The following is a 23,206-nucleotide window of genomic DNA, read 5'->3' on the forward strand; positions in this document are numbered from 1 at the left end:
TTAACATTTAAAGGGGAAATAGGTGATTAAAGGAAGCTGTCTTTGTGGCAATGTTACTTATGAAATTTCGGGTGACCTAGGTGATATCGTTCACTGTCATTGTGTTACTTGTCGAAAAGCGCATGGTGCCGCATTTTCTAGCGTGGCTTCGGTACCTTTGAGTGCTTTTACGCTCATGAATGAGCAACTTCTTAATTCTTTTGAGTCTTCTCCTGGAAAGGTCAGACACTTTTGTGCGAACTGTGGCACCCAGATTTATGCGAAACGAGATAAGGCTGATCATATTATTTTACGTTTAGGCTCACTCGATGATGAGATTTCTAGTAAAGAAATTAGCCATATCTGGACATCACAAAAAGCGGATTGGTACGAAATTAATAGTTCTTTAGCAGAGCATCTAGAGTTCGACTAACTAGAACTTAATAAATAGATGTTTTTTGAATAGAAAAGGCGTCTATTGAGTCGAGTTTATAGGCCGATAAAATTATTTAAATATCAGTTTGGTATTTTAAAATGTAAAGGAGTTAGTACTATTTAATCTCTTTATCATAAAATAAAAAGTTCTAAATAATCCTACCCAAACTATCATCTATCAATTACGGGTTATTACAATAGAACTTTTTTGTATTTATTTATAATAAATGGCACTAATGTCTTGACAGGATTTAAAGCTGTTGCTTACATAATATTTCCATTTAGATGGAATGTATAAAAACAAAAAATGAAGGAATATTATTATGAATAAAGTTAACACTAAAGTTGCAAAACAGTCTTTCTCTAAACCTGCTATTGCAGGTGCTAAAACAGCACAATTCAAAATCAAACTAGATAGCGGTAAAAAAGCTTTCTGTGGCAGACTTTGTGTACATACAACAAAGTAATGCTTTGATTATATAGTAATAAGCACCTTTTTTTAGGTGCTTATTACTTATAATGAGTTTTAAATAACTGTTTTAGAATGGGTGGTTAGTGACATGGATTTTAAAGAATTTGACGTTAAAGATATTGAAGGCAATGTAGAGCTTCCTTTGGCATTCTCTCATGTTCCAAAGCTAGAAAGTTTGGAAGAAGTAAAGGAATATATCTTTAATATGGATATGTCCATGATCTATTTTAAGATGACAGATGAAGAGTGCGCAGGGGAGTTAGGCCTACTATGGGAAGAAGAAGACGCGGCTTTTGCAATTAATCAATATCGACAGTATTTATACTTAATTAGAAAATATAACAAAAACATTTCTCCTACACTCGCCATAGATGCTGTTTGGCATAATCATATATTAGATACTCGAAAGTACGTTCAGGATTGCCAGGCAATATTTGGTATTTATTTACACCATTACCCTTACTTTGGTTCGCGAGATGATGAAGATAGAGAACATTTAGAAATGGCATTTGAAAATACAAAAACGCTATTTAAAAAAGAATTTAATGTTGATATTTCTGAAGATATTGAGTGACTTAGTTTTATTTTTGGTTATCTTTAATGAGATTTTTTAATTAGTATTTATTTTTCAAATATTATTTAATTTTTTATTTAATAAAGTGATTATCTTTTTGGTTTTAGAGAATGTATTTTGAAAATTAAAATAATGTTTCTATATAGATATAACTGGATGTGAATATTTATTTTATACGAGAATAGCTGTTTCTGTTTTTTGTTTTCTTTTACATGTAAATAGGGCGAATTTGTTATACCAAGCTCTTTTTTAGTCGCTTCTACTGCTAGCTTTGGGTTACTAATAGATAAATACCCCATAGGGATATGTATTCACTGAACCCCTTCAATTTGATTGTCGCAACTCCCCTTGGTCAGAGGCTTTAGAGCTTACTTCTGATCTAGGTAAATAAACTCTTTAAGAAATAGCAGGCAAGAATCAGATGTTTTTACCCATTGATACTTGCTAACTTGATGTCAGAACAATTCATTTTAGGAGTTTATGGATGACATCAACAATCACTTCGTCAATGAGTCTTACCGTGTGGGGAGCCTTAATACTACTTTCCGTACTGTGGGGCGGCTCATTTTTCTTTGTAGAGGTTGCGTTAGTCGACTTTCCGCCTCTTACTTTAGTGACATTAAGGGTTGGCATTGCTGCTATGACCCTTTGGAGCATCGTTTTTATCTTAGGGTTAAAGCCTCCTAAGGAGCTCAAAGTTTGGTTAGCGTTTCTAGGCATGGGTCTACTGAATAATGTGGTACCTTTTGTTTTAATCGTATGGGGGCAAACTCAGCTAGCCTCTGGTTTGGCCTCTATATTAAATGCGGCAACGCCTATTTTTGCTGTAGCTGTAGCTGGCTTTTTATTACCTGATGAAAAAGCAAATTTGCTAAAAATTGTGGGCATTCTCATTGGCTTTATGGGGGTTGTCATCATGATAGGTTTGCCTGCGTTAGCTGGGGCGGGTGGTTTAGTTGCTCAATTAGCGATAGTACTAGCAACCGTATCTTATGCTTTTGCCGGAGTATTTGGTCGACGCTTTAAGCAGATGGAAATTAACCCTATTATTACAGCGGCAGGGCAAGTGACAGGCTCTAGTTTGGTGCTCTTTCCCATTGCTCTTTTCTTCGACGGCCCTATTAATTTCGCACTTCCACAAATGACAAGCTGGCTATCTGTTATTTCCTTAGCGGTATTTTCTACCGCCGTTGCTTATGTGCTTTATTTTAGAATATTGGCAGTCGCGGGTGCGACTAACCTCATGCTTGTAACCCTATTAATTCCTGTTTCTGCCATCTTATTGGGTTATTTTTTCTTAGATGAATCCCTTGAGGTCATACATTTTGTTGGCATGGGATTAATTGCTTTAGGCTTATCTGCAATCGATGGCAGATTGTGGCGCCTCTTTTCTAGGTATTCGCCGTTGAAGATAAAGGTGTGATATGAATTTGAATCAGCAAATCAATCAACTAGATTGGCAAAAAATTTGCCAAAGCTTGCAGGATAAAGGTTATGCCCTCGTATCTGGCTTTTTGTCAGATAGCCAATGTCAGAGCTTGATTAAACGTTATGACAATGAGAGTGAGTATCGTAAAACCGTGGATATGAAGCGTTATCGCTTTGGTTTTGGTGAGTATAAATATTGGAATTACCCTTTACCCGATATAGTGAAAAACTTGCGCGAAGGTTTGTATCCGCATTTAGCGCCTGTGGCGAATACTTGGATGCAATGCTTGAATCTAGATACACGTTTTCCTCAGCATTTGCCAAGCTTAACAGCGCAATGTGAAGCGAATGGCCAGATGAAACCTACGCCATTGATCTTAAAGTATCCGCAAAAAGGCTTTAATACGCTGCATCAGGATTTATATGGTGAAGTCTATTTTCCTATTCAGGCGGCCATTGTGTTAAGCCAAAAGGGTGAAGACTATCAAGGCGGCGAGTTTGTTATGACAAGACAGGTGCCAAGAGCCCAATCTCAAGCCATAGTGCTAACCCCTAATCGGGGCGATATGGTTATATTTACCACGAATTTTAAACCTGAACAGGGAGTAAGAGGGTATTATAGGGTGAATATGAAGCATGGTATTAGTGAGGTGTTAAGTGGAGAGCGATATGCCATGGGCATTATTTTCCATGATGCAGCTAGTTAGAAGTGAAGGGTTAAGTAATGGATCTGTTTGATCAATTAGAAGAATGGCCAAGAGAACTACTGCCCCATGATGGCAGTGTTGAATACTATGGCAGCATTATGTCCTTGCCCCAGGCCGATCATTTCTTTGAAACGTTATTTAATAGGATTGAATGGAGAAATGATGAGGCGGTTATCTTCGGGAAGAAGATTATCACCAAACGTAAAGTCGCTTGGTATGGTGAAAGGCCTTTTACTTATACCTATTCAAATACCACCAAAACCGCTTTGCCTTGGACGAAAGAGTTAATGGCGCTCAAAGCAATGGCAGAAGCCGAGAGTGGAGAAACCTATAACTCATGCCTGTTAAATCTTTATCACGATGGTAGTGAAGGTATGGCTTGGCACAGTGATGGCGAAAAGGATCTCAAAACCCATGGTGCTATTGCCTCGATTAGCTTAGGCGCTGAACGTAAGTTTGCCTTTAAACATAAAAACAGCAAAGAAGTGATCTCTCAAGTGCTAGATCATGGCAGCCTACTGGTCATGAAAGGGGTGACACAAACCCACTGGTTACATAGGTTACCACCTACAAAAATGCATCATGGACCCAGAGTCAATCTGACCTTTCGAACCATACAAACCTATGATTAAAGCTTCTTTATTCATTGAAAAAAAGAGTTTAATAAAAAGAGCAAAAACAAGCGCCTGTACTAATAGGCGCTTTTCGTTTGTGTTGGCTAACTCAGTTTAGTATCTCGGTAAATAACGTCTGAACTTGGTTAGTAAGAAGGGATAATCATCTGTGACATCAATCGCACAATACCAATGTTGGCCAATACTATTTTGCACATTCTGAAAGTCAAAAATCACTTTGGCAATTTTACGCTCGCCACAAATTTCAGTGAGAACTGTTACATTATTGAGCTGGGCAACTTCTCTATCTGAGTGGCTATTAGCATGGTTATAGATAAGCTCATATGCTCCCATATAGACTTCTAAATTGTACTTAAGGGTATAATTTAGCGCTCTATCCTGATCTGTATCGCCATTGTTTCCGGCAAGCGAGATCATGTCAGTAATCACTTTCTTGAGCTTTTTATCATTAAAGCCAGCGTGAATAGCATGGATCTTATTAACGATATCAACTGGCCTAATGGTATCTATTTTTAGGATTTTAACCTTAGGTATGGCCTCATGAGACCCTAATTGATAAGCGCCTATGATATTAATTGGGGTCAAAGCTTCTGTATTGCTGTCTCTTCGACTTAAGCTCTTATCTTCATTAGGTTTAAGAGCACTGATGAGCGCATTTAATTGCTGAGCATTTGGCTCTAACAGATACATTTTATCGCGATAAGCATTGATGATAGACCATTTCATCTCTCTGGCAATATAGCGGTTTTTAGGATTCGAAAGATGCTTATACAGACAATAAGCCCTGTCGTTTTGCCAGTTTTTCTTGTTAAGCGCATGAGGGATATCCTCAGGCATAAAAAGGGCGCTATCTTCGTGATCATCACTTGAAGCCAAGTTTCGCTCGAACTCTTTTTCTAGCCCCAAATTATCAAACTCAGCCCGAATAAATCCGCCCACATAAATAAAATCTAATGCTGCAGGATTGGCTAATCCTAGCTGGCTAACATTCATTTTGTTCATCATTTAATTTCTCCTTCTCAAGCGTTATCGCTGCATAGTTAGGCTTAATTCGTTGGAATGTAAGTCGTTAGGTTGCTGTGTAAGAAGGGATATAGGTCAGTCACATCTATGCTGGCGTAATAGCTGGTTTTACGACCACTGATATTTTTTTGGTAGGTTAAAATGATATCAACAATTTTACGTCCCGGTGCCACATTAGAGTGTTGTAGGGCAAGGTTTTCTAAAAATTGTTCATCGTCTGAGCTGTTGTCAGAATAACAGGAGCCTTGACTAGATGAGTGGCCAGACGAACTGCTAGAAGAATGAGTAGCAGGCTGTCTAATGGCATAGATACTAGGGTAGCGAAAGGCTGCAAAGTTTTTCGCACGATCAAAGTCGCTCTCCCCTGTATTAGGCTGCTTGGTTAAGGCATCTAAAACATTACTGATCGCAATGGTGGTTGTATTGCCAGCCTTGAGTTCATCCTGTAATTGCGCTGTGGTGAAGTGATACAGGTGATGACACATTACCATAGGCAATGGCTTGTCGTTACTGAGCTGCTCTGGCGCTAATGGGCCTTTAATGCCAATGGCCACTGAGTAGGTTTCATCTGCTAGGTTACTTTCAGAATCAAAGGTAAGAGAGTCGATAAACTCATCAAGCTCATCATTGCTATTAGGTAATAGTACATACACATCTTGGCCACCGACACTCAATATCCAACTGACTTGTTCTGCAATATAACGAAATGGGTGATGACCATTTTCTGTATAGGTAAAGATCTTATTAAAATCTCTTGGGTTCAAGCCCAGTGTTTGTGCGGCTGTATCGTATTCTTTCTCTAAACCACGGGATGGAAAGTGAGGTCTAAGTTTACCTGCCACATAAATATAACTTGGATTTTCTGGCTGGCTTTCTATTGCTGATAATTGAGCCGTAGTACCAGTTTCGCTGCCCATATTAGCAAGTGGAAGAGCCGTATTTTCTACTCTTTGAGCAGTAGGTGCTAGTTGGGCCTGTGTTTCTTCAATGTTTTTTTCTTGGACGTGAGCTTCTTGAGCAGAAGCAAGATGATTAGTCTGAGTATCACTCATTCCATTTCTCCTAAGTTAGTTTCGCTAAAGATGACTGGCCTAACCCTAATTGAATATAAGGAGTGGGGAGCGGCAAAAATGATGCAAACTGCGGTGTTTACCAGTGTGTTCATAAATGCTGTTTAAGTGTCCGATTTTTGGCCGGATTCTTAAGTGTTTAAGCCCAGTAGCGAGGCCTATTTAGCGCTAAATTAGCCAAGCTTTAATGGTTTAAGGAGGCGCTATGTGCGACCTATGGACGAGCAAGTTTCATCGGCTTTTTAAGAAAGAGGCGGAATGGCCAACACATTATCCTGCCCGTTCTATTGGGGTTAGGTTACCCACGGATTTAAAACTTGGTATGGAAAAGTTAACTGGCTTAAACCTAAATCAAGTGCGGGTGCATTATGCGTCACCATTGCCCGCTTTAGTTCAGGCCCATGGCTATGCTCAAGGTAATCAAATTTATTTAGCGTTAGGACAAGAGCATCATTTGCCCCATGAATTAGGGCATGTGGTACAGCAAATGTGGGGCATGGTAGAGGCGACAACTGAGGTAAATGGGGTTGCTGTGAATGATGACCCTAAGCTTGAAGAGCATGCCACCAAGCTTGGCCAACTTGCCCTTAGTGCTGGTGTGAATCATGGCAGGCATTTTCAAAGAGATAGACATGTGTCTTCATTGAAAACTCTGCTCTAGTTCGAAATGTCTATTCAGTTATTGGCTTTTAAAAGATAGGTTGTTATGAGAAATAGAATCACCTCAGACAGAGTTCAATACCCTAATATTGCATCGATAAATAAGGCGTCTGATTATGCGAATGCAGCAGATTTAACCCAAGAGTTCGCTTGGTGTACTGCCATGATACAAGTACGTTTAGGCGCGTATTTTAAAAGACTAAAGCAAGAGGAAGAGGGGAGCAGCAAAAGGGATCTAGAATCAGATATTTATTTGCCAAAGCCGCCTGTGTTTAACCTTACTAATCAGGCTCAAGATGACGCTAACTCAGGTGTTGAAATAAGCCGTTCCTATGCTCAGTTTATTCATGAGTATCAATTAGGTACGCAAGCAAGGCTGGCTCTGATATTGGCCCTAGCCAGTGATATTAAGCCTGATTTATATGATGCCTTGTTAATGCGTAATGAGGTGACGGGTCTGGCTTATTTTGAGTTTGGTGTTCAACTTTATAACGATAGGCCCTATGCAACAGGGGCGACCCTTGCTTTTATTTTATCTGGCGCAGAATTAGAGACATATTTTCATATTCAGGATTGGCTACAGGCCTTGGTACAAAAAGATAAGCATGCTTTAACTCAAAGACAGGTTTTAGAGATTAGTGGTTTAAATCAAGTGCTAGCTTTAGATTTAGAGCAAGCAAGTAATACCATGCAGGTGCCTATCAATCTGACTGATTCCGCCTTGTATCGATTTACGACTGGGCGTGCTTTTAGGCCTGAATCTAGTCAGGACTTTCCTGCTCAATACCTCTCTACAGATCTTGAGTGGGAGCATCTGGTTTTGCCTGAGACTGTAATGAAACAGGTATCAGATATTCAATATCATATTTTTTATGGTGAACAACTGATGCAAGAGTGGGAGCTAGAAGGCAAAATTCGCCCTGGTTACCGCGCTTTATTTTATGGTCCACCAGGCACGGGTAAAACCTTAACAGCAAGTCTATTAGGGAGAGCAACTCAGCATGATGTCTACCGCATTGATTTGTCTTTAATGGTGTCTAAATACATAGGTGAAACCGAAAAGAACTTATCCAAAGTCTTTAATATGGCAGAAGATAAAAAATGGATCTTGTTGTTTGATGAAGCTGATGCCTTATTTGGAAAACGTAATCGTGCCACGAGTTCTAATGATCAGTTTGCGAATCAAAATGTGGCCTATTTACTACAACGAATAGAGGCATTTAATGGTGTTGCTATCTTGGCGACTAACCTTAAAGATAATCTTGATGAGGCCTTTTTAAGGCGTTTTGAATCTATCATATATTTTCCACTTCCGGGTCCTGAAGAACGCTTGAGTTTATGGCAAAAAGGCTTCTCTGCTAAAGCCAAATTAGAAGATAAAATCGACCTGTCTTGGCTAGCACACAAGTATCCACTTTCTGGGGCGAGTATTATGAATGTGGTGCGTTATGCTTCAATGCAGTCTATTCGAAGAGCGCATATTAAGCCTCAACTTGGAGAGCCTTCTCAGTCAGCAACTAAGGCTAAACCCGTTTTTGACATAAAGCTGATGGATTTAGAAACCGGTATAGGTAAAGAGTTAGAAGCCAGTGGTGACTCTCGTATTTTATCTAAAGGCAGAAGCCCTTTTTAATGAGGTCTGTTTAACTCTATAAACGTTAACTCTGGAGCAGCTTAACGCTATAAAGCTTAGCTCTAAAAGAGTTTAGCTTTATAGAGACCTTGAACTAAAACAGTTTACAGCCTGATGCTTTCATTTCATGATGGAATCACATAATGGCTAAGATGTAAGAAAATATGAAGCAAGCCTACCAAAAAAGCATAAAAGACTATGAAGATAGTGGGTATTTTATTTTGCGAAATTTCTTTAATTCGCAGGAAATCTCTCATTTAACCGCTTTGGTTGATCCTATTTTTTTACAATGGCGTGACGGCAAAGAAGCGCACATATTCGAACACAAGTTATTGAATATGCACTCTCTTACTCATGCTGGCTATTTTGAGCAATCACAGATTCAGCGTCTTGCATTTTTCAATGCGATTTTACCTACTAAGCTCACCCAGTATTTGGATACCCTGTTTGGTGATGGTTTGTATTTTCATAATACTCAGCTCTTTTTTAATCCAACAAATAAAGCCCGTTTACCTTATTGGCACAGAGATATGCAGTACAGCCCTATTGCAGATGAGCAGCAAGCAAGGGAGCAGCTCAATATGTTGAGTCTGCATGTACGTATTCCTCTGTTAGATGAGTCTGGGATAGAACTCATCCCAGGTTCTCATAAACGTTGGGACACAGAACTGGAGCGCAAGGTGAGATTCGAGTTAGAAGAGCATGAAAACAGTGAACCCCTAGCGGATTCAAGATTGATCGAGCTCTCAGCTGGAGATCTGCTTATTTTCAATGCTCAAATGCTACATAGGGGGAACTACGCCCTTAATCATGAGCGAAAAGCGTTAGATCTTTGTATTGGTAAATCTCACTCTTTATCAATTGATTTTTTAGATAAAAGTGTATTACCAACGCACGAAGAACTTGCTCAATTAGATAACCCATCTTGGTTTCAAGCAGCTTATCAATTGGGAAAAGCCTAGTTGCTGCGAATTTAATTTCTCTGATTAGCTTTAATTCAAAGCTAGATCAATTATTTAAGTAGTTACTAATATGTTTGATCATTTATAATAACGCTTTTGTTCTGCGGGCTCTTAAATGAAAAAATTGGCGCTAACACTCTCTTTATTGGGAGCAAATGCTTCCTTATTTGCACAAGACCTTATACAAGTGGTGACGGAAGATTTAAGACCGTTTAACTATCTAGAGAATGGGGAAATTGTCGGATCAAGTACTGCTATGGTTCGAAAAGTGTTGCAAGAAGCAAAGGTAGAAGCCAACTTTCAGCTCCATCCTTGGGCAAGATCCTATGCGATGGCCCAAAGGGATGAAAATACCCTGATTTATACCATCAATAGAACCCCAGCTAGAGAAACAAAATTTAAATGGATTGGGTTATTAGGAGCGGAAGATAACGACACTTTTTTCTTTAAACTTGCTGCAAACAATAAGATTCAAGTCCAAACCTTAGAGCAGGCCAAGCAGTACTCTATTGGTGTCAGCTTGCATGATGTAAACCATGAAATTCTAAAATCTGAAGGCTTTAATCGTATTCATGCTGTTTCTCAGTTCAATCAAAGTGTGCAAATGTTGTTACGAGATAGGATTGATTTAATCGTTGGATCTTATCCTGTCTTGTTAGAAGCTTGTAACCATCTAGATATTTCTGTGGATGAGATAGAAGCCGTGACATCTTTTAGAGCTTCTAGGCCTTATATGGCCATGAGTAAGTCTACTCCAGAGAAAATGGCGAACCGTTTAAAGGCCTCCTATCAAAAACTTGTCTCTATGGGAGAGATTCCAGACTTTGAGGCCCAAATAACGGCAGTAGAGTAAGCGACTTAAAAGCTAGCTTGATAAGTTCCTTTGTACAGGGTCATCGCTTAAGTATTCCACGAACTCTACCTCAAACCCTGCAGGGTCGATAAAGTAAACGTTTTTACGATAAAGGTCCTGCGCACCATTTTTGGCAATCTCATAGCCAGCAGCAAGCAATCTGTTAATGACAGCATCTAAGTTATTGGTGACATAAGCAAAATGTGCCAAGCCAACTTGATGGCCATCTAGATTCCTATTCTCGCCTTCCCCATGATCACTTAAGGCTATGTATTGGTAATCATCGCCAAAATGTAGCCAGTTTCTGGGTTTACCGCTCCATTCTCCCTTGCCTTCATCACGTATCTTCCAGTGTGGGAAAACCGCGTGATAAAAATTTAGCATGGCAGGAATATCGCTAACGACAAGATTGATATGTTCAAGTTGTATCATGATTTCTTCCTTGTTTAAGGTCTTAGTTTTTAAGAATGACACAAGGTTAAATCCTCAAGCTAACTTGAGGTAAAGTGTTATTTTATTCGTTATAAGAATAGTCATTATTGGATCAATCAATAGTTTTGAATGCTCAAAATAATACTGAGAGGATAATTCGAGACGATAGCTAGAGAAGATAGTTGTAAGAAGTAGCGAGAAGAGGAGCGAATGGATTTGTACAGAATAGAAAAAAGCATATCGGCGAGACATCAGCAAACCTTGTGCATAAGGTTTGCTGACAGACTAGTTAGCTCTTAACGCTGTGAAGGATCTTTATACTCTAGGTACTTATGCTGGGTCGCAATATGGTCAGCTATGTGTTTTGCATCATGCCAAACACCCCAAATAAAGGTCGAACCACGACGAGATAACCAAGGCAGGCCAACAAAATAGATACCCGGTTCAGACGATACTCCACGTTGATGTTGTGGCTTACCTTTTTCGTCCAGTGCATCCACTTGTAACCAGCTATAGTCAGTGGCAAAACCTGTCGCCCAAATAATAGAGGTAACACCAGCTTCTGCTAGGTCTAATTCAAGCAAAGGGTTAGCTACACAGTCTGGCTCTGGGAAGGTAAAACGCGCTTCTGGCTCTTCCGGTAAATCTAGGCCGTTTTGCTTAATATACTCATCCGCCGCATCCAATAGGGCCAGATAGTTTTCATCACCTTTTGCTAGGTTAGTCGCTAAATCATTTTGGAAACTTACCTTATCGCCATTAAAGGCTTTGGTTAGGCCAACCAGTGTCATGCCTTTATGTGCCAAGCCTCTAAAGTCCACAGTATGCCCGCCATTAGCTCCACTTACAGCAATAGTGACATGCTCTGTGCCTGGTTTCATTGCGGCTGCATCCCATTCACCCAGTACGCCTAGCCACCAGCAGAAATCACGGTTACGATAAGCACGAGGTGGGCGATCATGAGCACCGACAGAAAGGTAAACCTTCTTACCTGAATTTTGTAGTTCGTCGGCAATCTGTACACCAGAAGAACCAGCACCTACGACTAAAACAGCACCTTCAGGAAGTTGCTCAGGGTTACGATATTGAGCTGAATGAATCTGCTCTATCTTATCGGTTTTAGGCGCAATCGGTGGAATAACGGGTTTCTGAAATGGACCAGTCGCTGACACAATACGATTCGCTTCAATCACACCGTCCGAGGTTTCAATTGTAAAACCTGGGCGGTTTGTATTGCGAGTTGCTTTGGTAACTTCAATGCCAGTACGAATTGGCGCTTTGAATTTTTTAGCATAATCCACAAAGTAATCAGCAACACGCTCTTTAGGGGCAAAAGCATCTTGATCTAGGTCTTCAAACTCTAACCCAGGAAATCTATCATGCCATGCTGGACCATTGGCAACTAATGAATCCCAACGCATAGTACGCCAGCATTCAGCGATGCGATTACGTTCAAGTACAAGATGAGGAATATTTAACTTTGTAAGATGTTCGCTGGTGGCTATACCGGCCTGACCGGCACCAATAATAAGCGTATCAATTTTTTCAACTGCCATTTCAGTATCCTTTTTTATTCTTCTGCAGCCGTTTGGCTGAGTGGTTAGATCAAACTTTTCCACAACGGGTGGGTCAGTGGAGCCGGATTTTTCTTAGAATATTTGTTTAGGAGTCCTAGATTATGGGAGTGATATGTTTGGCTATTTGTCCTGATGCTTTTCATCGCGTCTAACCAAATTAACTGCCGATAACCTGCTCCTCCTATGCCTAAATAGGTTATGAGGAAATAGATTATTGGTAAAACATTATTAACTTTATAAAAGCATCAAAAAAACTGATGCAGATTGAAAGCGTTAACACTTAAGTCCCATAGACAAGCGGGAAAGGCTTCTTTATTTTGAGATGCTTAAAAGGCTTATTAGAGGGAAAGTTATGTCGTTAGTACTCGCATTTGATGTGTATGGCACCTTAATCAATACCCAAGGGTTGGTCCCAGAACTCGAAACCATTATTGGAGGCAAGGCCGAAGCGTTTTCCCAAAGGTGGCGAGAAAAACAGCTAGAATATGCTTTTAGACGAGGCTTGATGCAGTCTTATCAAGACTTCTCTGTTTGTACTAAAGACGCGCTGGAATATACCTGCCTTGAGATGGAAACGCCCTTAACTCAATTGCAAAAAAACGAATTGCTTCAAGCCTATGCAAGCTTGCCAGCCTTTGACGATGTAAAACCTGCCTTGGCGCAGCTTAAAGAAGCTGGCGTACAATTGTATGCTTTCTCGAATGGAGCTAAAGCGGCTGTTACTCGGTTACTAGAGCATGCGGGTATTCATGATTATTTTATTGATATTGTCAGTGTTGAAGAGCTTCAAACCTTTAAGCCTAACCCCAGTGTTTACCAGCTTTTCTTAGACAAAACAGGCGCAGTAAAAGCCAATACTTGGCTGATCTCAAGTAATAGCTTTGATCTTATTGGGGCACTTTCTTTTGGCTTTAATGCCGCTTGGGTCAAGCGTTCAGATAAAGCCATATTTGACCCTTGGGGAATGACGGCAAGCTTGACCATCAGCGAGTTGGGAGAATTAGCCGAATTTTTCGTTAGCAAATAAGTCCCTTTTGGGGGCTTTTATCCTCAGCTAAATTTCATTTAAATCTGTTATATTCTGCTAACAACTGATTAACTTTGAAGCAAATTATGATGGATACGCCCCTAACAAACCCTTTTTATATCGAGCATGGTGCTCTACTGGTTGAAAGCTATAAGCGCCTAACAGGCAATGATTTACTTGCCTATAATGGCATGAAGAGTGACGCTTCATTCAGTATTATCGAGCAATTAGATAATGCGCCTTTTGTACTACTATCCCATGGTTTAGGCGACGACCCTATTTTCAACTTTGGTAATAAAAGCGCACTCGAATTATTTGAAATAGACTGGCAGGGTCTGACTAAAATGCCTTCTCGCTTATCTGCTGAAACCATTAATCAGGCAGATAGGGAATACCTTTTAGAGACAGTGACTTGTCAAGGCTATATTGACGATTATTCTGGTGTGCGTATTTCAGCTAAGGGAAAACGCTTTATGATAAAACAGGCTATTGTATGGAATATCATAGATGCGAAGGGCGACTATTTTGGTCAAGCTGCCATCTTTTCACACTGGGATTTTTTATAACTAGTCCTTTTAATAAACTGCGCTTTTCAATGGATGTTTTTTTACTTAATTTAGCGTGCATATAGCGATGAAAATGAAGGGGCAGGAAAATAAGGTGTTAGGAAAAATGAAAGGATTAGGTCTCGTTTCTCTTATGAGTTTGGTATTGATGTCCTTTGCCTGCTCACCCTATAAAAGTGTGCCTCAAGCTGGGACGAGTTTAGAAGAAAGGCGTCAGCTTAATGATATTGTTGCTAACCATGAATTCTACTCAGGTTGCGTGACAGAAGAGATTACAGACCTTAAAGCCGAACTTTGTGATACCCAAAATCAATGCAGTCAATCACATAGTGATAACAAGGTAAATGAACAGGATTTCACAGATCAGCTAGACTATCAGACATGGCTCAAGATTTATAAAGCCTGTATTGCTAATCCACTTTAGCGAGGAGTCAAAGGTATGAAGAATTATAAAATGGATTTAGATAAGGTGAAAAATGCACTGCTTTGGGTTCAATCCATTTTAGAGCGAGCCGACGTGCCTTATCAGATCGTGGGCGGTCTAGCGGCATACATTTATGGTGCGCAAAGGCCGATTGCAGATATTGACCTTTATATTCCTAAAGAAGATGTGGCTAAGCTAGAGCAAGAGCTCGCACCTTATATTTCAAAGCCTCTAACTCATTATCTTGAAGGCGAATGGGACTTAGAGTATCTGCAGCTGATCTATCAGGACCAGAAAATTGAGATAGGTCTAGTGCCAGGGGTGAAAATAAGGAATAAAGACGGTGATTGGGTCAATCAAAATATCGACTTCACCACTTCAGTAATGTCAGAATTTGAGGGAGTGAGAGTACCTCTAATGCCTAAAACACAACTTATTCAGTACAAAACTTTGTTAGCAAGAGATGTCGACCTTTTCGATATTCAGGCGATAGGCTAGGGAGACCAGCAATGAAATACACTCTCTATTGTCATAGGATTTTTTGTTTCAATTTTGAGCAAAGTATCGCTTTTTACGCGGACACTTTAGGCCTTTCTCTAAAGAGTGTGGATGATGAATTTGGTTGGGCTGAGTTTTCATTACCCGGAGGTACATTAGCGATTGAGCAACAAGATCCAAATGATGAAGAAGCTCACTCTTTAGTGGGCCGCTTTTTAGGTATCAGTTTACAAGTGGATAATTTGGATGAGGTTTATGCTGAACTAATTTCAAAAGGCGTAAACTTTCAAGGATCACCGGAAAAACAAGAATGGGGAGCGAGCCTTGCTCATTTTAAAGACCCTGATGGCAATGTCTTGACCTTATTAGGTTAAGAGCTCAGCGTAAGGCTTAAGAGCGAGTGAGCAGATCATCAAGTATCAGCATGAGCTCATCAAAAACGGGCTCTAAAATGCCACTCATCTTCTTTAATATCATTTCGAATATTTTGGCGAATGCCGCTTTCTATCTCATCAGAATCTAGATCATAAAGACCGCATAGTTTAAAGGCTTTACGAAAACTCACTTCTTGTCCTAGGTACTCGTATACAACTCGGGTGCAGCAGGGCATACGCTCCCCACTACCAGACACGCCTAATCTAAGGCCCGTTAGGCAATCGATACGATTCTTAAACGAAGGGAAGAGTATGGTTTGCGTGATTTCATATTCGGTCAGGGTTTCAAAATCCATCATAAATATACGGTCAGATAAATATTGCACCATGCCCTTATATTTACCATGAAATACATGGCGTCGACCTTTCTTTTGAATGCGCTCCGTACGCTGAAAATAGGTTTTACCTGCATGCTTTTCAAGACAAACTAGGGTTCTTAAAATTTTGCCCGGATAAGCCATAGAAAGGTAATACTCAAAATAATAACCTAGGTATTTATCTAAACCTTTTTGCCCCATTTGCATGACTCTTTGTTGATACATGAGAGCAGGGTCAGAAGTTGGGGCAGCTGGTGTATTAAAAGGCTCTGGTTTGACTTGAACAAGGCGTTGAAACTGCTGATGAGGTAATTTTATCTCTTCGACTTCGACGCCAAAGAAATCACAAAAGCGTCTTAGGGTATTGGTCGATGGAAAGGTTGTGCCGTTAAGGTAACGATTAAATTGGGCACGATTAATTTCAAGCCGACGACACACTTCAGAAATAGACTTATAGAAGCTGCAAAGTAATTTGAGGTTGGCTTGAAAATCTTTATTCATATCATCTATCCAGAAAATGCTTAGATTGAAACTATGGCGCTACTTGGTGCTAATTTAGCATCAAGTAGCATTAAAATGATACAGGTTACAAACTACCTAAAGGTATGGCGCTCACGTTACATTAACTCTGCTTGCTTGAAATACAGCGCTTTGTCCTGATCGCCATCAGGACGAGGTTTTTTGCTAGTTCGGTATCTTGAATGAAAGGGTTAACAGAGATGACAATGCGTTTAGAGTATGACTTATTGGGTCAACTGGAAGTGCCAGCTGATGCTTATTATGGAATTCAAACCTTAAGAGCGGCGCAAAACTTCTCTGTTACAGGTGTTCCTATTTCACACTTTCCTGACTTAATTGTGGCGCTCGCCATGGTGAAAGCCGCCTCAGCAAGAACCAATCAAACTCTAAACCTAATTTCAGAAAAAAAAGCAGAAGCCATAGTAGGCGCCTGTGAAGAGCTCATCATAGGGAATTATCACGATCAATTCATTGTGGATGTGATTCAAGGTGGCGCTGGCACCTCTACCAACATGAACGCCAATGAAGTCATTGCCAATATTGGCCTAGAGTTGATGGGACACCATAAAGGAGAGTATCAGTACCTTCATCCAAATGATGATGTGAACTGCTGCCAATCCACCAATGATGCTTACCCAACAGCAGCCTGCTTAGGCATTCAATATGCGGCAGAAAACTTTATCCCTAGTTTAAGCTCTCTAAAAGCGGCGTTGGAAGATAAAGGCCGTGAGTTTTCTCATATCTTAAAAATGGGCCGTACTCAGTTACAAGATGCAGTACCTATGACACTTGGCCAAGAGTTTGATGCGTTTGCAGTTAACCTAGGTGAAGACATAGACAGAATTCATGAAGCCTGCGCGCTTTTATGTGAAGTGAACCTAGGCGGAACCGCAATAGGTACAGGGATTAATACACCAGCAGGTTACGCCAAGCTTGCTGTCGAAAATCTTGCCGAATTATCTGCAAAACCATTCATCCCAGCTTCAAACTTAGTTGAGGCAACATCTGATATGGGGGCTTTTGTTTTCTTCTCTGGGATTCTAAAACGCCTTGCAATTAAGCTAAGTAAGATGAGTAATGACCTTAGGTTGCTCTCAAGTGGCCCAAGAACCGGCTTAGGCGAGATCCAATTACCTGCCATGCAACCAGGCTCTTCCATTATGCCGGGTAAAGTAAACCCTGTGATTCCAGAAGCGATGAACCAAACCGCTTATCAGGTGATGGCATCGGACATGGCTGTTTCACTGGCCGCAGAAGCGGGGCAGTTGCAGCTTAATGCGATGGAGCCCATGATTATCTACAACCTGCTTAACTCGCTTAAAATGCTTACTCAAGCCTGTGAAATGATGGAGAACCGCTGTATTAAAGGTATTCAAGCTAACGAAGAAGCCTGTGCCGCCCATGTGGATAATAGTATCGGTATCATCACAGCACTTGTGCCTCATATTGGTTATGCCAATGCGTCTCGTATTGCTAATACGGCTTTGCATACGGGGAATACAGTGAAAGCCTTGATCATAGAAGAAGCCCTATTAACTGAAGACGAAGTAAACCAGTTATTAAGCCCAGAAAACATGGTTGCTCCTGCTCTGATTGCTTAAGGAATCTGTGATTAACTCACCTCTTCTCAGCTTGTTCTTTTAAGGTATATGGGGAAAAGTAACAAACAAGGCGTCACTTTGACGCAATGTTGGCACCTTACGAGAAGGGACAAGGCAGGGTGTTACTTCTTTATGCATCAAAGCCCAAGCTTTTTATAAAAGGTTGGGCTGGTTTGCACGAGACGAAGTCCGCATGTTTTCCTTCAATGCTTCAAACAATGAGAATGTTTAGTTTTTGCCTGTTGGCTCACAGGTGATGCTTTTATCAAGAAAGAAAATTTTGCATTCTTGTTCATTCCAAGGGGCTGCAACAATAAAGTAAAGAGTTAAACCTGATATAGTCATATCGACGGGGTAAATTGAAGGGTAATCTCTTCTTAAATCTAGACCGCTATCTTCCATTTGACAATATTCTTGAATTTCATTTTTCCTAAAATCTTTAACGAAAAGACATGGATCATCAATTTTAAGAAAGGCTGCATAATATGGAGATCTTTTATTAGGGATTATATTATCCGTTTGGTAATATTTATATTGATCTATTTGATCTGCCACTAATGAAAATGGTAAGAAAAAACTTAATAATAAAATTAATTTACTCATCTAGAAGATGCTCCACTCTACTTTCATAACGATTCTTATCTACACTAAAAGTATTTAGCCAGAGACCTTTGTTATTCATAACATTAATAAACATTGATGCTCCATCTGTGTATTTTGTAATTTGATCTCTATAAACCGCAGGCACGATTAACTTTCGGGTATTACCTCTTTTATCTTTGGTACCTGTGTAATCTCCTCGGTAAGTTAAATCGACTAACACATCTTTTACGTTCTGAGGCAAAGCACCCCAATCGATCTGGTTATCATTTAGGTAGTCTCTAGAAACGTCCGGTTTGGTACTTAAACGTTTAGCTTCACCTTCATAATAATCATAAATAGCAAAGAAAAGATAATACTGCTGCTTACGGGTCAGGGTGATTTTAGACTTATCTTTAATGCTGTCTTTAAAATCTTTTACGTACTTAATCAGCGCCTTATCATTCTCTTGTGCTTTTTCAATATGGGCAGTTTTAGCTTCGTCTTTTAAACCTTCTCCTGATTTATTGTGGGCTCCTTTCATCCCCACTGAATCTTTCAAAAACGTGATAAGTTCAGGTGCAACTGGTCTACAATGTTTAGCGACTTTATCAAAGTAGCCTTGAACTTCTTTAGCCGACCTAGAACCGACATCTAAGCCTCTACCTATGGTAATACCTGATGCGCCAGCAACTACTTCTGAGGTGGATGCTTTACCTCGAACGGGGAGATGAACAAGGCGGCTAAAGTTCACACTAGACTCAATATCATCCCCTTCCACATCAAAGGTCAATTGTCCCTTTGGCACGATCAGCCATTTCTTGTCCATTTCATCATCTAGGATGCTGTCATCAGGTTTGTCTGTGATGGTTTTTATCTTTTCATTTTCTGTCTTTTTAGCCCAGTCCGATGGTTGGATGTCGGCTTTAGCTAAGGGGATTTCGATGACTTTTTTATGGCTATATTCGGCATCAAAAGGTCTGAGGGTTTTCAGTGGTTTAACCAAGTTGGTAAGGGCTTGAGAAATGTCTTTATACCATTCAGTTTTAGTGTCTGTGGTTGCGGACAATAGCACTTGTCGAGTAATGGCCAAGCTGACTTTACCGGTGAGTATTCCCATTAGATTTGAGACACTATTGAGAGTGGCGTCTTCGGTGGTTTTAATCGAGAGGTACACAGCTAAGTCGATAAGCTTTTCTGGTGTCATAGCCTTAACAAAGCGCTGGCAACTGGTTGCCAGTATATTACGACTTTGTTGATCATTAATGATGAGAATCTGCTTTTCCATGGCTTTTGATTCTGCTTTCAGCCTGATCTCTTCCCTAGGCTTCCAACCTGCTAATGCTGACTCCAGTGCATCAATGTCACCATCGATAACCGCAGTGCAAAGGGCGTCTTGGATTGGACTGAGAGCCGTTTCGTCTAAGTCTGCTGTATCTTGAGGGAGAAACTCTTTAAAGGCTTCTGTAGCATCACTTGCTGCGTTTTTTGCTTTAGCTATCGTATTGTCGTAAAAACTAAGTATATCCACATCCTCAAGTGTGTCGCTAAGCTCAGCAAGGTAATCTTTTAGCTGCTGATTTGAGGCCTCTGTAATTGCACTGATTTCGATGTCGTTTAATTTCTCTAGGGTGTAATCAGCGACTTTCTTAATTGTGTTATCAAGTGCCGTTTCTAACTCGGTATAAAGGCTGTCGAGTTCTGCTTGGTTATCGACGCCTTCTCCAAAACTTATGCTGGCTTTGGCATTAGGACAATCTTCTACACACGCCCAACCCATAGGATTAAGCGAGCCTGTTAATATGGTTTGCTTAGGATCATCAAAGACAAGTTTGTAGGGTACATCACCAACAGGCGTTTTTTCTTTATCGTCATAAACCACTTCTAAAATAATGGGGGCAGGTGGCTGACCAAAAGACGCCGGTACTTTAGGCTTACTGGTATCTGGCTCAGGGTCTTTTACCACAGGTTCTGGGGCCTTTTCTTCCATAGGGGCTGGCGGATGTAAGTTGCCATTTGATTTTGCTGCTGACTGAGCGCTAAAAGAGGCGCCACTGCCTTTGGCGTCAAATCTTGCATTAAGGCGTCTGATGAGGTCTTGGTTTGCTTGCGAGATTGCCAAAGGATTGACTTCAATGTCTCCTTTAATAAAGCAAAAAAGGGGTAGATTTGGTGTGTCCGCTAAGGCGACCATTTCACCGTCAGCCAGTTTTTGTTTTACCTGTTCTGGGGAAAGGTTTGTCGGTGTGATAGCCTGCCAATTTTCTTCATTGAAAGAGGAAAAGTCTGCTTCTATTCTATTTGCATCATTTAGCAGGACTGAGTCAGTCGGGGTAATTCTATGGTACATCATGGTCGCATCCTTGCGATTAAAAACGCGCATTAAACCTGAATAAAAGCAGTATGTTAATTCAATTTTTGTAAAGAAAATGCAGATTACTTGTCTGTTATGAGGATAATCCGCTACTCTCTTGTGTCTGGTGGAATGCGGATTAACTAAGGAACCTGCGATTAAGTCACCTCTTCTCAGTCTTTTCAGAAAAAGTATCACACAAGGCGTTACTTTGACGTAATGTAGGTACCTTTCGAGAAGTGACAACACAGGGTGTTACTTTTTCTGAAAGACCCGAAGGGCGTGGTCTAAAAGCCCTATTTTTATGTTGAAGAGCTTATCAATAGAATGACTATTAAGTTGCGCTCCTCGCCATAAATCTAACGGCTTTTATCCACACGCTGAGGCGGGAGGATTTATTCGCAGGTTCCCTAAACTAATGCAAGGAGTGGCGATAATGTTATCAACGAAAAGACTGGTATTAAGTAAGCCTTCTATTGCGGATTTTGCTTTGTTTAGTGAAATACTCACTTGCCCACAACAAACTCGATTCCTGCCTAACGAGTCTCCTTATAACTTGGTGCAAAGGGAAAACTACCTAAGAAATCGCATCAATCATTGGGAAGAGCATGGTTTTGGTACCTTTGTGATTTCATTAAAAGATGAAGGTTATCAAGACGCGTTAGCGCAAGTTTCTGATGAAGAAGCAGAGCTAGACATGCTTGCTCAAGCGGGCACTAAACTGGGTTTTATTGGAGTGGAATATACGCCCGTCGGTAGTGCGGTGGATATTCGTTTTGCTCTAACGAAGGAGCATGAGGGCTTTGGTTACACCAGTGAAGCTGCCAGTGAAATTTTAGACTTCATTGCAAATAACACTTCTCACAGGCAAATCTACGGCGTCGCTATGCCTGAGAATCAAGCCTCTAAAGCTGTATTGGTAAAATTAGGTATGACACCTGCGTTAGATGTAAAGCTCTATGAGGCGGATGACTTAGATTGTTTTAGTTTGGTACTGAACTTACATCAGTGAGACGATTTTCTGATACGGCTAGCCAATAAGAATGGCAAGAAAAAATAAAGGCCAAATAAAGAGCTACTTGATTTGCTCTTTACTTGGTCAACCTAAATACAGGCTTTGCCTAAAAAATTCTGCCCTGCAATATACTTTGTAACAACTTCTTAATAGACTCTTGGGCTCGTAACATAGGAAGAGCAAACAATGTCTAGTCAAGTCGCCAGTGAGAATGCGCAAGTCTCTGTTTTCACAGTCTTTTTAAGCTTCTTAAAATTAGGATTAACGTCTTTTGGAGGCCCAGCTGCCCATATCGGATATTTCCGTAAAACCTTTGTGGAAGAAAAAGCTTGGGTTAGCGAAAGTCAATTTGGTCAATTACTTGCTATCTGTCAGTTTTTACCCGGCCCTGCTAGTAGCCAATTAGGTTTTGCAATTGGTTTATTAAAAGCCGGTTGGCTGGGCGCTATTGCAGCCTTTTTAGCCTTCACTTTACCTTCTGTAGCCATTTTAATTGGCTTTGCCAGCGCATTACCTTTGTTATCCAATACCTATGGTGAAGCCTTAATTCATGGCCTTAAATTGGTTGCCTGCATTGTGGTGGCTGATGCTGTGATAGGTATGGGGAAAAAGCTTTGTCCTGATAAGCAAAGGGCCAGTATCGCCATAGTAGCAGCGAGTGCTGTCTTGTTGATTAGCTTTGCTTGGGCGCAAATTCTTGTGGTCCTATTTGCAGGTGTTGCAGGTTTATTCTTATGTCGTAGTGTCAATCTAGAAGCTCACTCTCAACTGCAAGTACCTTATGGTAAGCGCTTAGGTTTAAGTCTATTAACCGTGTTTTTTGCACTGTTAGCCTTTTTCATCCTAGTGCCAGCAGAAGGGCTTATGGCCATAGCACAAGCCTTTTATCAAGCAGGTGCCTTAGTGTTTGGTGGTGGCCATGTGGTGCTACCCTTGATTGAAGAATCAGTAGTGGGCACAGGCTGGGTAACTAACGAAAACTTCTTAGCAGGTTACGGTGCTTCGCAAGCGATTCCTGGGCCTATGTTCGCCTTTGCCGCTTATTTAGGTGCCTTGATTCCCACTGAGTTCGGCTATCTAACGGGTGCGTTTAGTGCGCTTATCTTTATGTTTTTACCTGGTTTTCTATTACTTGCAGGAGTGTTGCCACTTTGGCAAAGCATCAGTCATAAGGCGAGCCTTGCCTATGTCATTGCAGGTATTAACGCCGCTGTAGTGGGCATTTTGGCTGCGGCTCTTTACGACCCTATTTTTACCTCGGCGATTAGCTCTAATTTGGATTTTGTTATTGTGATTCTAGGTTATGGCTTACTGACTTTCTGGAAGAAATCTCCTTTGTTTATTGTGGCTTGGTGTGTGTTTGCTAGCATGATGAGTGTGATTTAATCTTTTTTAGAAAGAGTGACATTACTAAACAAGAATCGGATGGATTC

Annotated in this window: 25 protein-coding genes; 18 read left to right on the top strand and 7 right to left on the bottom strand. The window is 40.6% G+C overall.

The genetic code is table 11. From position 1 onward, the window contains the following. The first annotated feature begins 22 nt into the window (after positions 1 to 22). From Q0A08_RS20065 to Q0A08_RS20090, 6 genes are all read left to right on the top strand, one after another. Positions 23 to 412, top strand: coding sequence for a GFA family protein (locus Q0A08_RS20065; RefSeq protein ID WP_438463237.1), 390 nt, complete (start codon positions 23 to 25; stop codon positions 410 to 412). 325 nt (positions 413 to 737) lie between these two features. Next, on the top strand, positions 738 to 881 hold the full coding sequence (locus Q0A08_RS20070) for a hypothetical protein (RefSeq protein ID WP_438463238.1): 144 nt from the start codon (positions 738 to 740) through the stop codon (positions 879 to 881). Positions 882 to 974: 93 nt separating this feature from the next. After that, positions 975 to 1,460, top strand: coding sequence for a glycine-rich domain-containing protein (locus tag Q0A08_RS20075; protein ID WP_438463239.1), 486 nt, complete (start codon positions 975 to 977; stop codon positions 1,458 to 1,460). Positions 1,461 to 1,944: 484 nt separating this feature from the next. Continuing rightward, entirely contained in the window at positions 1,945 to 2,883 is a 939-nt protein-coding gene (locus tag Q0A08_RS20080; protein WP_438463240.1) for a DMT family transporter, read from the top strand. Position 2,884: 1 nt separating this feature from the next. Then, on the top strand, positions 2,885 to 3,595 hold the full coding sequence (locus Q0A08_RS20085) for a 2OG-Fe(II) oxygenase (protein ID WP_438463241.1): 711 nt from the start codon (positions 2,885 to 2,887) through the stop codon (positions 3,593 to 3,595). A gap of 17 nt (positions 3,596 to 3,612) precedes the next feature. Continuing rightward, complete coding sequence (locus Q0A08_RS20090; RefSeq protein WP_438463242.1) at positions 3,613 to 4,227, top strand: alpha-ketoglutarate-dependent dioxygenase AlkB family protein; 615 nt, start codon at positions 3,613 to 3,615, stop codon at positions 4,225 to 4,227. A 96-nt stretch (positions 4,228 to 4,323) separates the two neighbouring features. Here Q0A08_RS20090 and Q0A08_RS20095 read toward each other — a convergent pair whose 3' ends face one another. Together Q0A08_RS20095 and Q0A08_RS20100 are read right to left on the bottom strand one after the other, a co-directional pair. After that, the gene (locus Q0A08_RS20095) at positions 4,324 to 5,235 is read right to left on the bottom strand and encodes a hypothetical protein (RefSeq protein ID WP_438463243.1); all 912 of its coding nucleotides are present in this window, start codon (positions 5,233 to 5,235) and stop codon (positions 4,324 to 4,326) included. A gap of 41 nt (positions 5,236 to 5,276) precedes the next feature. Continuing rightward, a complete protein-coding gene (locus Q0A08_RS20100; protein ID WP_438463244.1) occupies positions 5,277 to 6,305 on the bottom strand; it encodes a hypothetical protein in 1,029 nt (342 codons plus the stop codon). 223 nt (positions 6,306 to 6,528) lie between these two features. Between Q0A08_RS20100 and Q0A08_RS20105 the strand changes: the two genes are divergently transcribed. From Q0A08_RS20105 to Q0A08_RS20120, 4 genes are all read left to right on the top strand, one after another. After that, positions 6,529 to 6,984, top strand: a complete 456-nt coding sequence (locus tag Q0A08_RS20105) for an eCIS core domain-containing protein (protein WP_438463245.1) — start codon at positions 6,529 to 6,531, stop codon at positions 6,982 to 6,984. 45 nt (positions 6,985 to 7,029) lie between these two features. Then, positions 7,030 to 8,616, top strand: coding sequence for an ATP-binding protein (locus tag Q0A08_RS20110; protein ID WP_438463246.1), 1,587 nt, complete (start codon positions 7,030 to 7,032; stop codon positions 8,614 to 8,616). Positions 8,617 to 8,780: 164 nt separating this feature from the next. After that, the gene (locus tag Q0A08_RS20115) at positions 8,781 to 9,578 is read left to right on the top strand and encodes a phytanoyl-CoA dioxygenase family protein (RefSeq protein WP_438463247.1); all 798 of its coding nucleotides are present in this window, start codon (positions 8,781 to 8,783) and stop codon (positions 9,576 to 9,578) included. A 115-nt stretch (positions 9,579 to 9,693) separates the two neighbouring features. After that, the gene (locus Q0A08_RS20120) at positions 9,694 to 10,431 is read left to right on the top strand and encodes a substrate-binding periplasmic protein (RefSeq protein ID WP_438463248.1); all 738 of its coding nucleotides are present in this window, start codon (positions 9,694 to 9,696) and stop codon (positions 10,429 to 10,431) included. Between the two features lie 12 nt (positions 10,432 to 10,443). Here the strand turns inward: Q0A08_RS20120 and Q0A08_RS20125 are convergent, their stop codons facing one another. Both Q0A08_RS20125 and Q0A08_RS20130 read right to left on the bottom strand, forming a co-directional pair. Beyond that, the gene (locus Q0A08_RS20125; protein WP_438463249.1) at positions 10,444 to 10,863 is read right to left on the bottom strand and encodes a VOC family protein; all 420 of its coding nucleotides are present in this window, start codon (positions 10,861 to 10,863) and stop codon (positions 10,444 to 10,446) included. A 296-nt stretch (positions 10,864 to 11,159) separates the two neighbouring features. Continuing rightward, positions 11,160 to 12,419, bottom strand: a complete 1,260-nt coding sequence (locus Q0A08_RS20130; protein WP_438463250.1) for a flavin-containing monooxygenase — start codon at positions 12,417 to 12,419, stop codon at positions 11,160 to 11,162. A 373-nt stretch (positions 12,420 to 12,792) separates the two neighbouring features. Here Q0A08_RS20130 and Q0A08_RS20135 point away from each other — a divergent pair, with 373 nt between their 5' ends. From Q0A08_RS20135 to Q0A08_RS20155, 5 genes are all read left to right on the top strand, one after another. Further along, positions 12,793 to 13,467: a haloacid dehalogenase type II gene (locus Q0A08_RS20135; protein ID WP_438463251.1), complete on the top strand. Its 675-nt coding sequence runs from the start codon at positions 12,793 to 12,795 to the stop codon at positions 13,465 to 13,467. Between the two features lie 86 nt (positions 13,468 to 13,553). After that, a complete protein-coding gene (locus Q0A08_RS20140; protein ID WP_438463252.1) occupies positions 13,554 to 14,033 on the top strand; it encodes an MEKHLA domain-containing protein in 480 nt (159 codons plus the stop codon). Positions 14,034 to 14,139: 106 nt separating this feature from the next. Continuing rightward, a complete protein-coding gene (locus tag Q0A08_RS20145) occupies positions 14,140 to 14,457 on the top strand; it encodes a hypothetical protein (protein ID WP_438463253.1) in 318 nt (105 codons plus the stop codon). A 15-nt stretch (positions 14,458 to 14,472) separates the two neighbouring features. Then, complete coding sequence (locus tag Q0A08_RS20150) at positions 14,473 to 14,955, top strand: nucleotidyltransferase domain-containing protein (protein ID WP_438463254.1); 483 nt, start codon at positions 14,473 to 14,475, stop codon at positions 14,953 to 14,955. Positions 14,956 to 14,966: 11 nt separating this feature from the next. Beyond that, complete coding sequence (locus tag Q0A08_RS20155; protein WP_438463255.1) at positions 14,967 to 15,329, top strand: VOC family protein; 363 nt, start codon at positions 14,967 to 14,969, stop codon at positions 15,327 to 15,329. A 59-nt stretch (positions 15,330 to 15,388) separates the two neighbouring features. Here Q0A08_RS20155 and Q0A08_RS20160 read toward each other — a convergent pair whose 3' ends face one another. After that, positions 15,389 to 16,207, bottom strand: coding sequence for a helix-turn-helix domain-containing protein (locus Q0A08_RS20160; RefSeq protein ID WP_438463257.1), 819 nt, complete (start codon positions 16,205 to 16,207; stop codon positions 15,389 to 15,391). 218 nt (positions 16,208 to 16,425) lie between these two features. Here Q0A08_RS20160 and Q0A08_RS20165 point away from each other — a divergent pair, with 218 nt between their 5' ends. Beyond that, positions 16,426 to 17,826, top strand: coding sequence for an aspartate ammonia-lyase (locus Q0A08_RS20165; protein WP_438463259.1), 1,401 nt, complete (start codon positions 16,426 to 16,428; stop codon positions 17,824 to 17,826). Positions 17,827 to 18,054: 228 nt separating this feature from the next. On the opposite strand, the gene Q0A08_RS20170 is transcribed toward Q0A08_RS20165, so the two are convergent. Both Q0A08_RS20170 and Q0A08_RS20175 read right to left on the bottom strand, forming a co-directional pair. Continuing rightward, positions 18,055 to 18,429: a hypothetical protein gene (locus Q0A08_RS20170; protein WP_438463261.1), complete on the bottom strand. Its 375-nt coding sequence runs from the start codon at positions 18,427 to 18,429 to the stop codon at positions 18,055 to 18,057. Beyond that, on the bottom strand, positions 18,422 to 20,758 hold the full coding sequence (locus Q0A08_RS20175) for a hypothetical protein (protein ID WP_438463263.1): 2,337 nt from the start codon (positions 20,756 to 20,758) through the stop codon (positions 18,422 to 18,424). The genes Q0A08_RS20170 and Q0A08_RS20175 overlap by 8 nt, the downstream gene beginning before the upstream one ends. 436 nt (positions 20,759 to 21,194) lie before the next feature. Between Q0A08_RS20175 and Q0A08_RS20180 the strand changes: the two genes are divergently transcribed. Beyond that, complete coding sequence (locus Q0A08_RS20180) at positions 21,195 to 21,770, top strand: GNAT family N-acetyltransferase (RefSeq protein WP_438463264.1); 576 nt, start codon at positions 21,195 to 21,197, stop codon at positions 21,768 to 21,770. A 189-nt stretch (positions 21,771 to 21,959) separates the two neighbouring features. Continuing rightward, the gene (gene chrA / locus Q0A08_RS20185) at positions 21,960 to 23,159 is read left to right on the top strand and encodes a chromate efflux transporter (RefSeq protein WP_438463265.1); all 1,200 of its coding nucleotides are present in this window, start codon (positions 21,960 to 21,962) and stop codon (positions 23,157 to 23,159) included. The last annotated feature ends 47 nt before the right edge of the window (positions 23,160 to 23,206 follow it).

This window comes from Marinomonas sp. PE14-40, from assembly GCF_051623805.1.
Lineage (GTDB): Bacteria > Pseudomonadota > Gammaproteobacteria > Pseudomonadales > Marinomonadaceae > Marinomonas.

What these genes read in the sequence shown, in the direction of transcription:
- Q0A08_RS20155 (WP_438463255.1), top strand. Translation starts at nt 14,967, where the DNA reads ATGAAATACACTCTCTATTGTCATAGGATTTTTTGTTTCAATTTTGAG.
- Q0A08_RS20070 (WP_438463238.1), top strand. Translation starts at nt 738, where the DNA reads ATGAATAAAGTTAACACTAAAGTTGCAAAACAGTCTTTCTCTAAACCT.
- Q0A08_RS20125 (WP_438463249.1), bottom strand. Translation starts at nt 10,863, where the DNA reads ATGATACAACTTGAACATATCAATCTTGTCGTTAGCGATATTCCTGCC.
- Q0A08_RS20075 (WP_438463239.1), top strand. Translation starts at nt 975, where the DNA reads ATGGATTTTAAAGAATTTGACGTTAAAGATATTGAAGGCAATGTAGAG.
- Q0A08_RS20095 (WP_438463243.1), bottom strand. Translation starts at nt 5,235, where the DNA reads ATGATGAACAAAATGAATGTTAGCCAGCTAGGATTAGCCAATCCTGCA.
- Q0A08_RS20105 (WP_438463245.1), top strand. Translation starts at nt 6,529, where the DNA reads ATGTGCGACCTATGGACGAGCAAGTTTCATCGGCTTTTTAAGAAAGAG.
- Q0A08_RS20135 (WP_438463251.1), top strand. Translation starts at nt 12,793, where the DNA reads ATGTCGTTAGTACTCGCATTTGATGTGTATGGCACCTTAATCAATACC.
- Q0A08_RS20145 (WP_438463253.1), top strand. Translation starts at nt 14,140, where the DNA reads ATGAAAGGATTAGGTCTCGTTTCTCTTATGAGTTTGGTATTGATGTCC.
- Q0A08_RS20100 (WP_438463244.1), bottom strand. Translation starts at nt 6,305, where the DNA reads ATGAGTGATACTCAGACTAATCATCTTGCTTCTGCTCAAGAAGCTCAC.
- Q0A08_RS20080 (WP_438463240.1), top strand. Translation starts at nt 1,945, where the DNA reads ATGACATCAACAATCACTTCGTCAATGAGTCTTACCGTGTGGGGAGCC.
- Q0A08_RS20170 (WP_438463261.1), bottom strand. Translation starts at nt 18,429, where the DNA reads ATGAGTAAATTAATTTTATTATTAAGTTTTTTCTTACCATTTTCATTA.
- Q0A08_RS20140 (WP_438463252.1), top strand. Translation starts at nt 13,554, where the DNA reads ATGATGGATACGCCCCTAACAAACCCTTTTTATATCGAGCATGGTGCT.
- Q0A08_RS20115 (WP_438463247.1), top strand. Translation starts at nt 8,781, where the DNA reads ATGAAGCAAGCCTACCAAAAAAGCATAAAAGACTATGAAGATAGTGGG.
- Q0A08_RS20160 (WP_438463257.1), bottom strand. Translation starts at nt 16,207, where the DNA reads ATGAATAAAGATTTTCAAGCCAACCTCAAATTACTTTGCAGCTTCTAT.
- Q0A08_RS20110 (WP_438463246.1), top strand. Translation starts at nt 7,030, where the DNA reads ATGAGAAATAGAATCACCTCAGACAGAGTTCAATACCCTAATATTGCA.
- Q0A08_RS20090 (WP_438463242.1), top strand. Translation starts at nt 3,613, where the DNA reads ATGGATCTGTTTGATCAATTAGAAGAATGGCCAAGAGAACTACTGCCC.
- Q0A08_RS20150 (WP_438463254.1), top strand. Translation starts at nt 14,473, where the DNA reads ATGAAGAATTATAAAATGGATTTAGATAAGGTGAAAAATGCACTGCTT.
- Q0A08_RS20180 (WP_438463264.1), top strand. Translation starts at nt 21,195, where the DNA reads ATGTTATCAACGAAAAGACTGGTATTAAGTAAGCCTTCTATTGCGGAT.
- Q0A08_RS20175 (WP_438463263.1), bottom strand. Translation starts at nt 20,758, where the DNA reads ATGATGTACCATAGAATTACCCCGACTGACTCAGTCCTGCTAAATGAT.
- Q0A08_RS20120 (WP_438463248.1), top strand. Translation starts at nt 9,694, where the DNA reads ATGAAAAAATTGGCGCTAACACTCTCTTTATTGGGAGCAAATGCTTCC.
- Q0A08_RS20130 (WP_438463250.1), bottom strand. Translation starts at nt 12,419, where the DNA reads ATGGCAGTTGAAAAAATTGATACGCTTATTATTGGTGCCGGTCAGGCC.
- Q0A08_RS20085 (WP_438463241.1), top strand. Translation starts at nt 2,885, where the DNA reads ATGAATTTGAATCAGCAAATCAATCAACTAGATTGGCAAAAAATTTGC.
- Q0A08_RS20165 (WP_438463259.1), top strand. Translation starts at nt 16,426, where the DNA reads ATGACAATGCGTTTAGAGTATGACTTATTGGGTCAACTGGAAGTGCCA.
- chrA (WP_438463265.1), top strand. Translation starts at nt 21,960, where the DNA reads ATGTCTAGTCAAGTCGCCAGTGAGAATGCGCAAGTCTCTGTTTTCACA.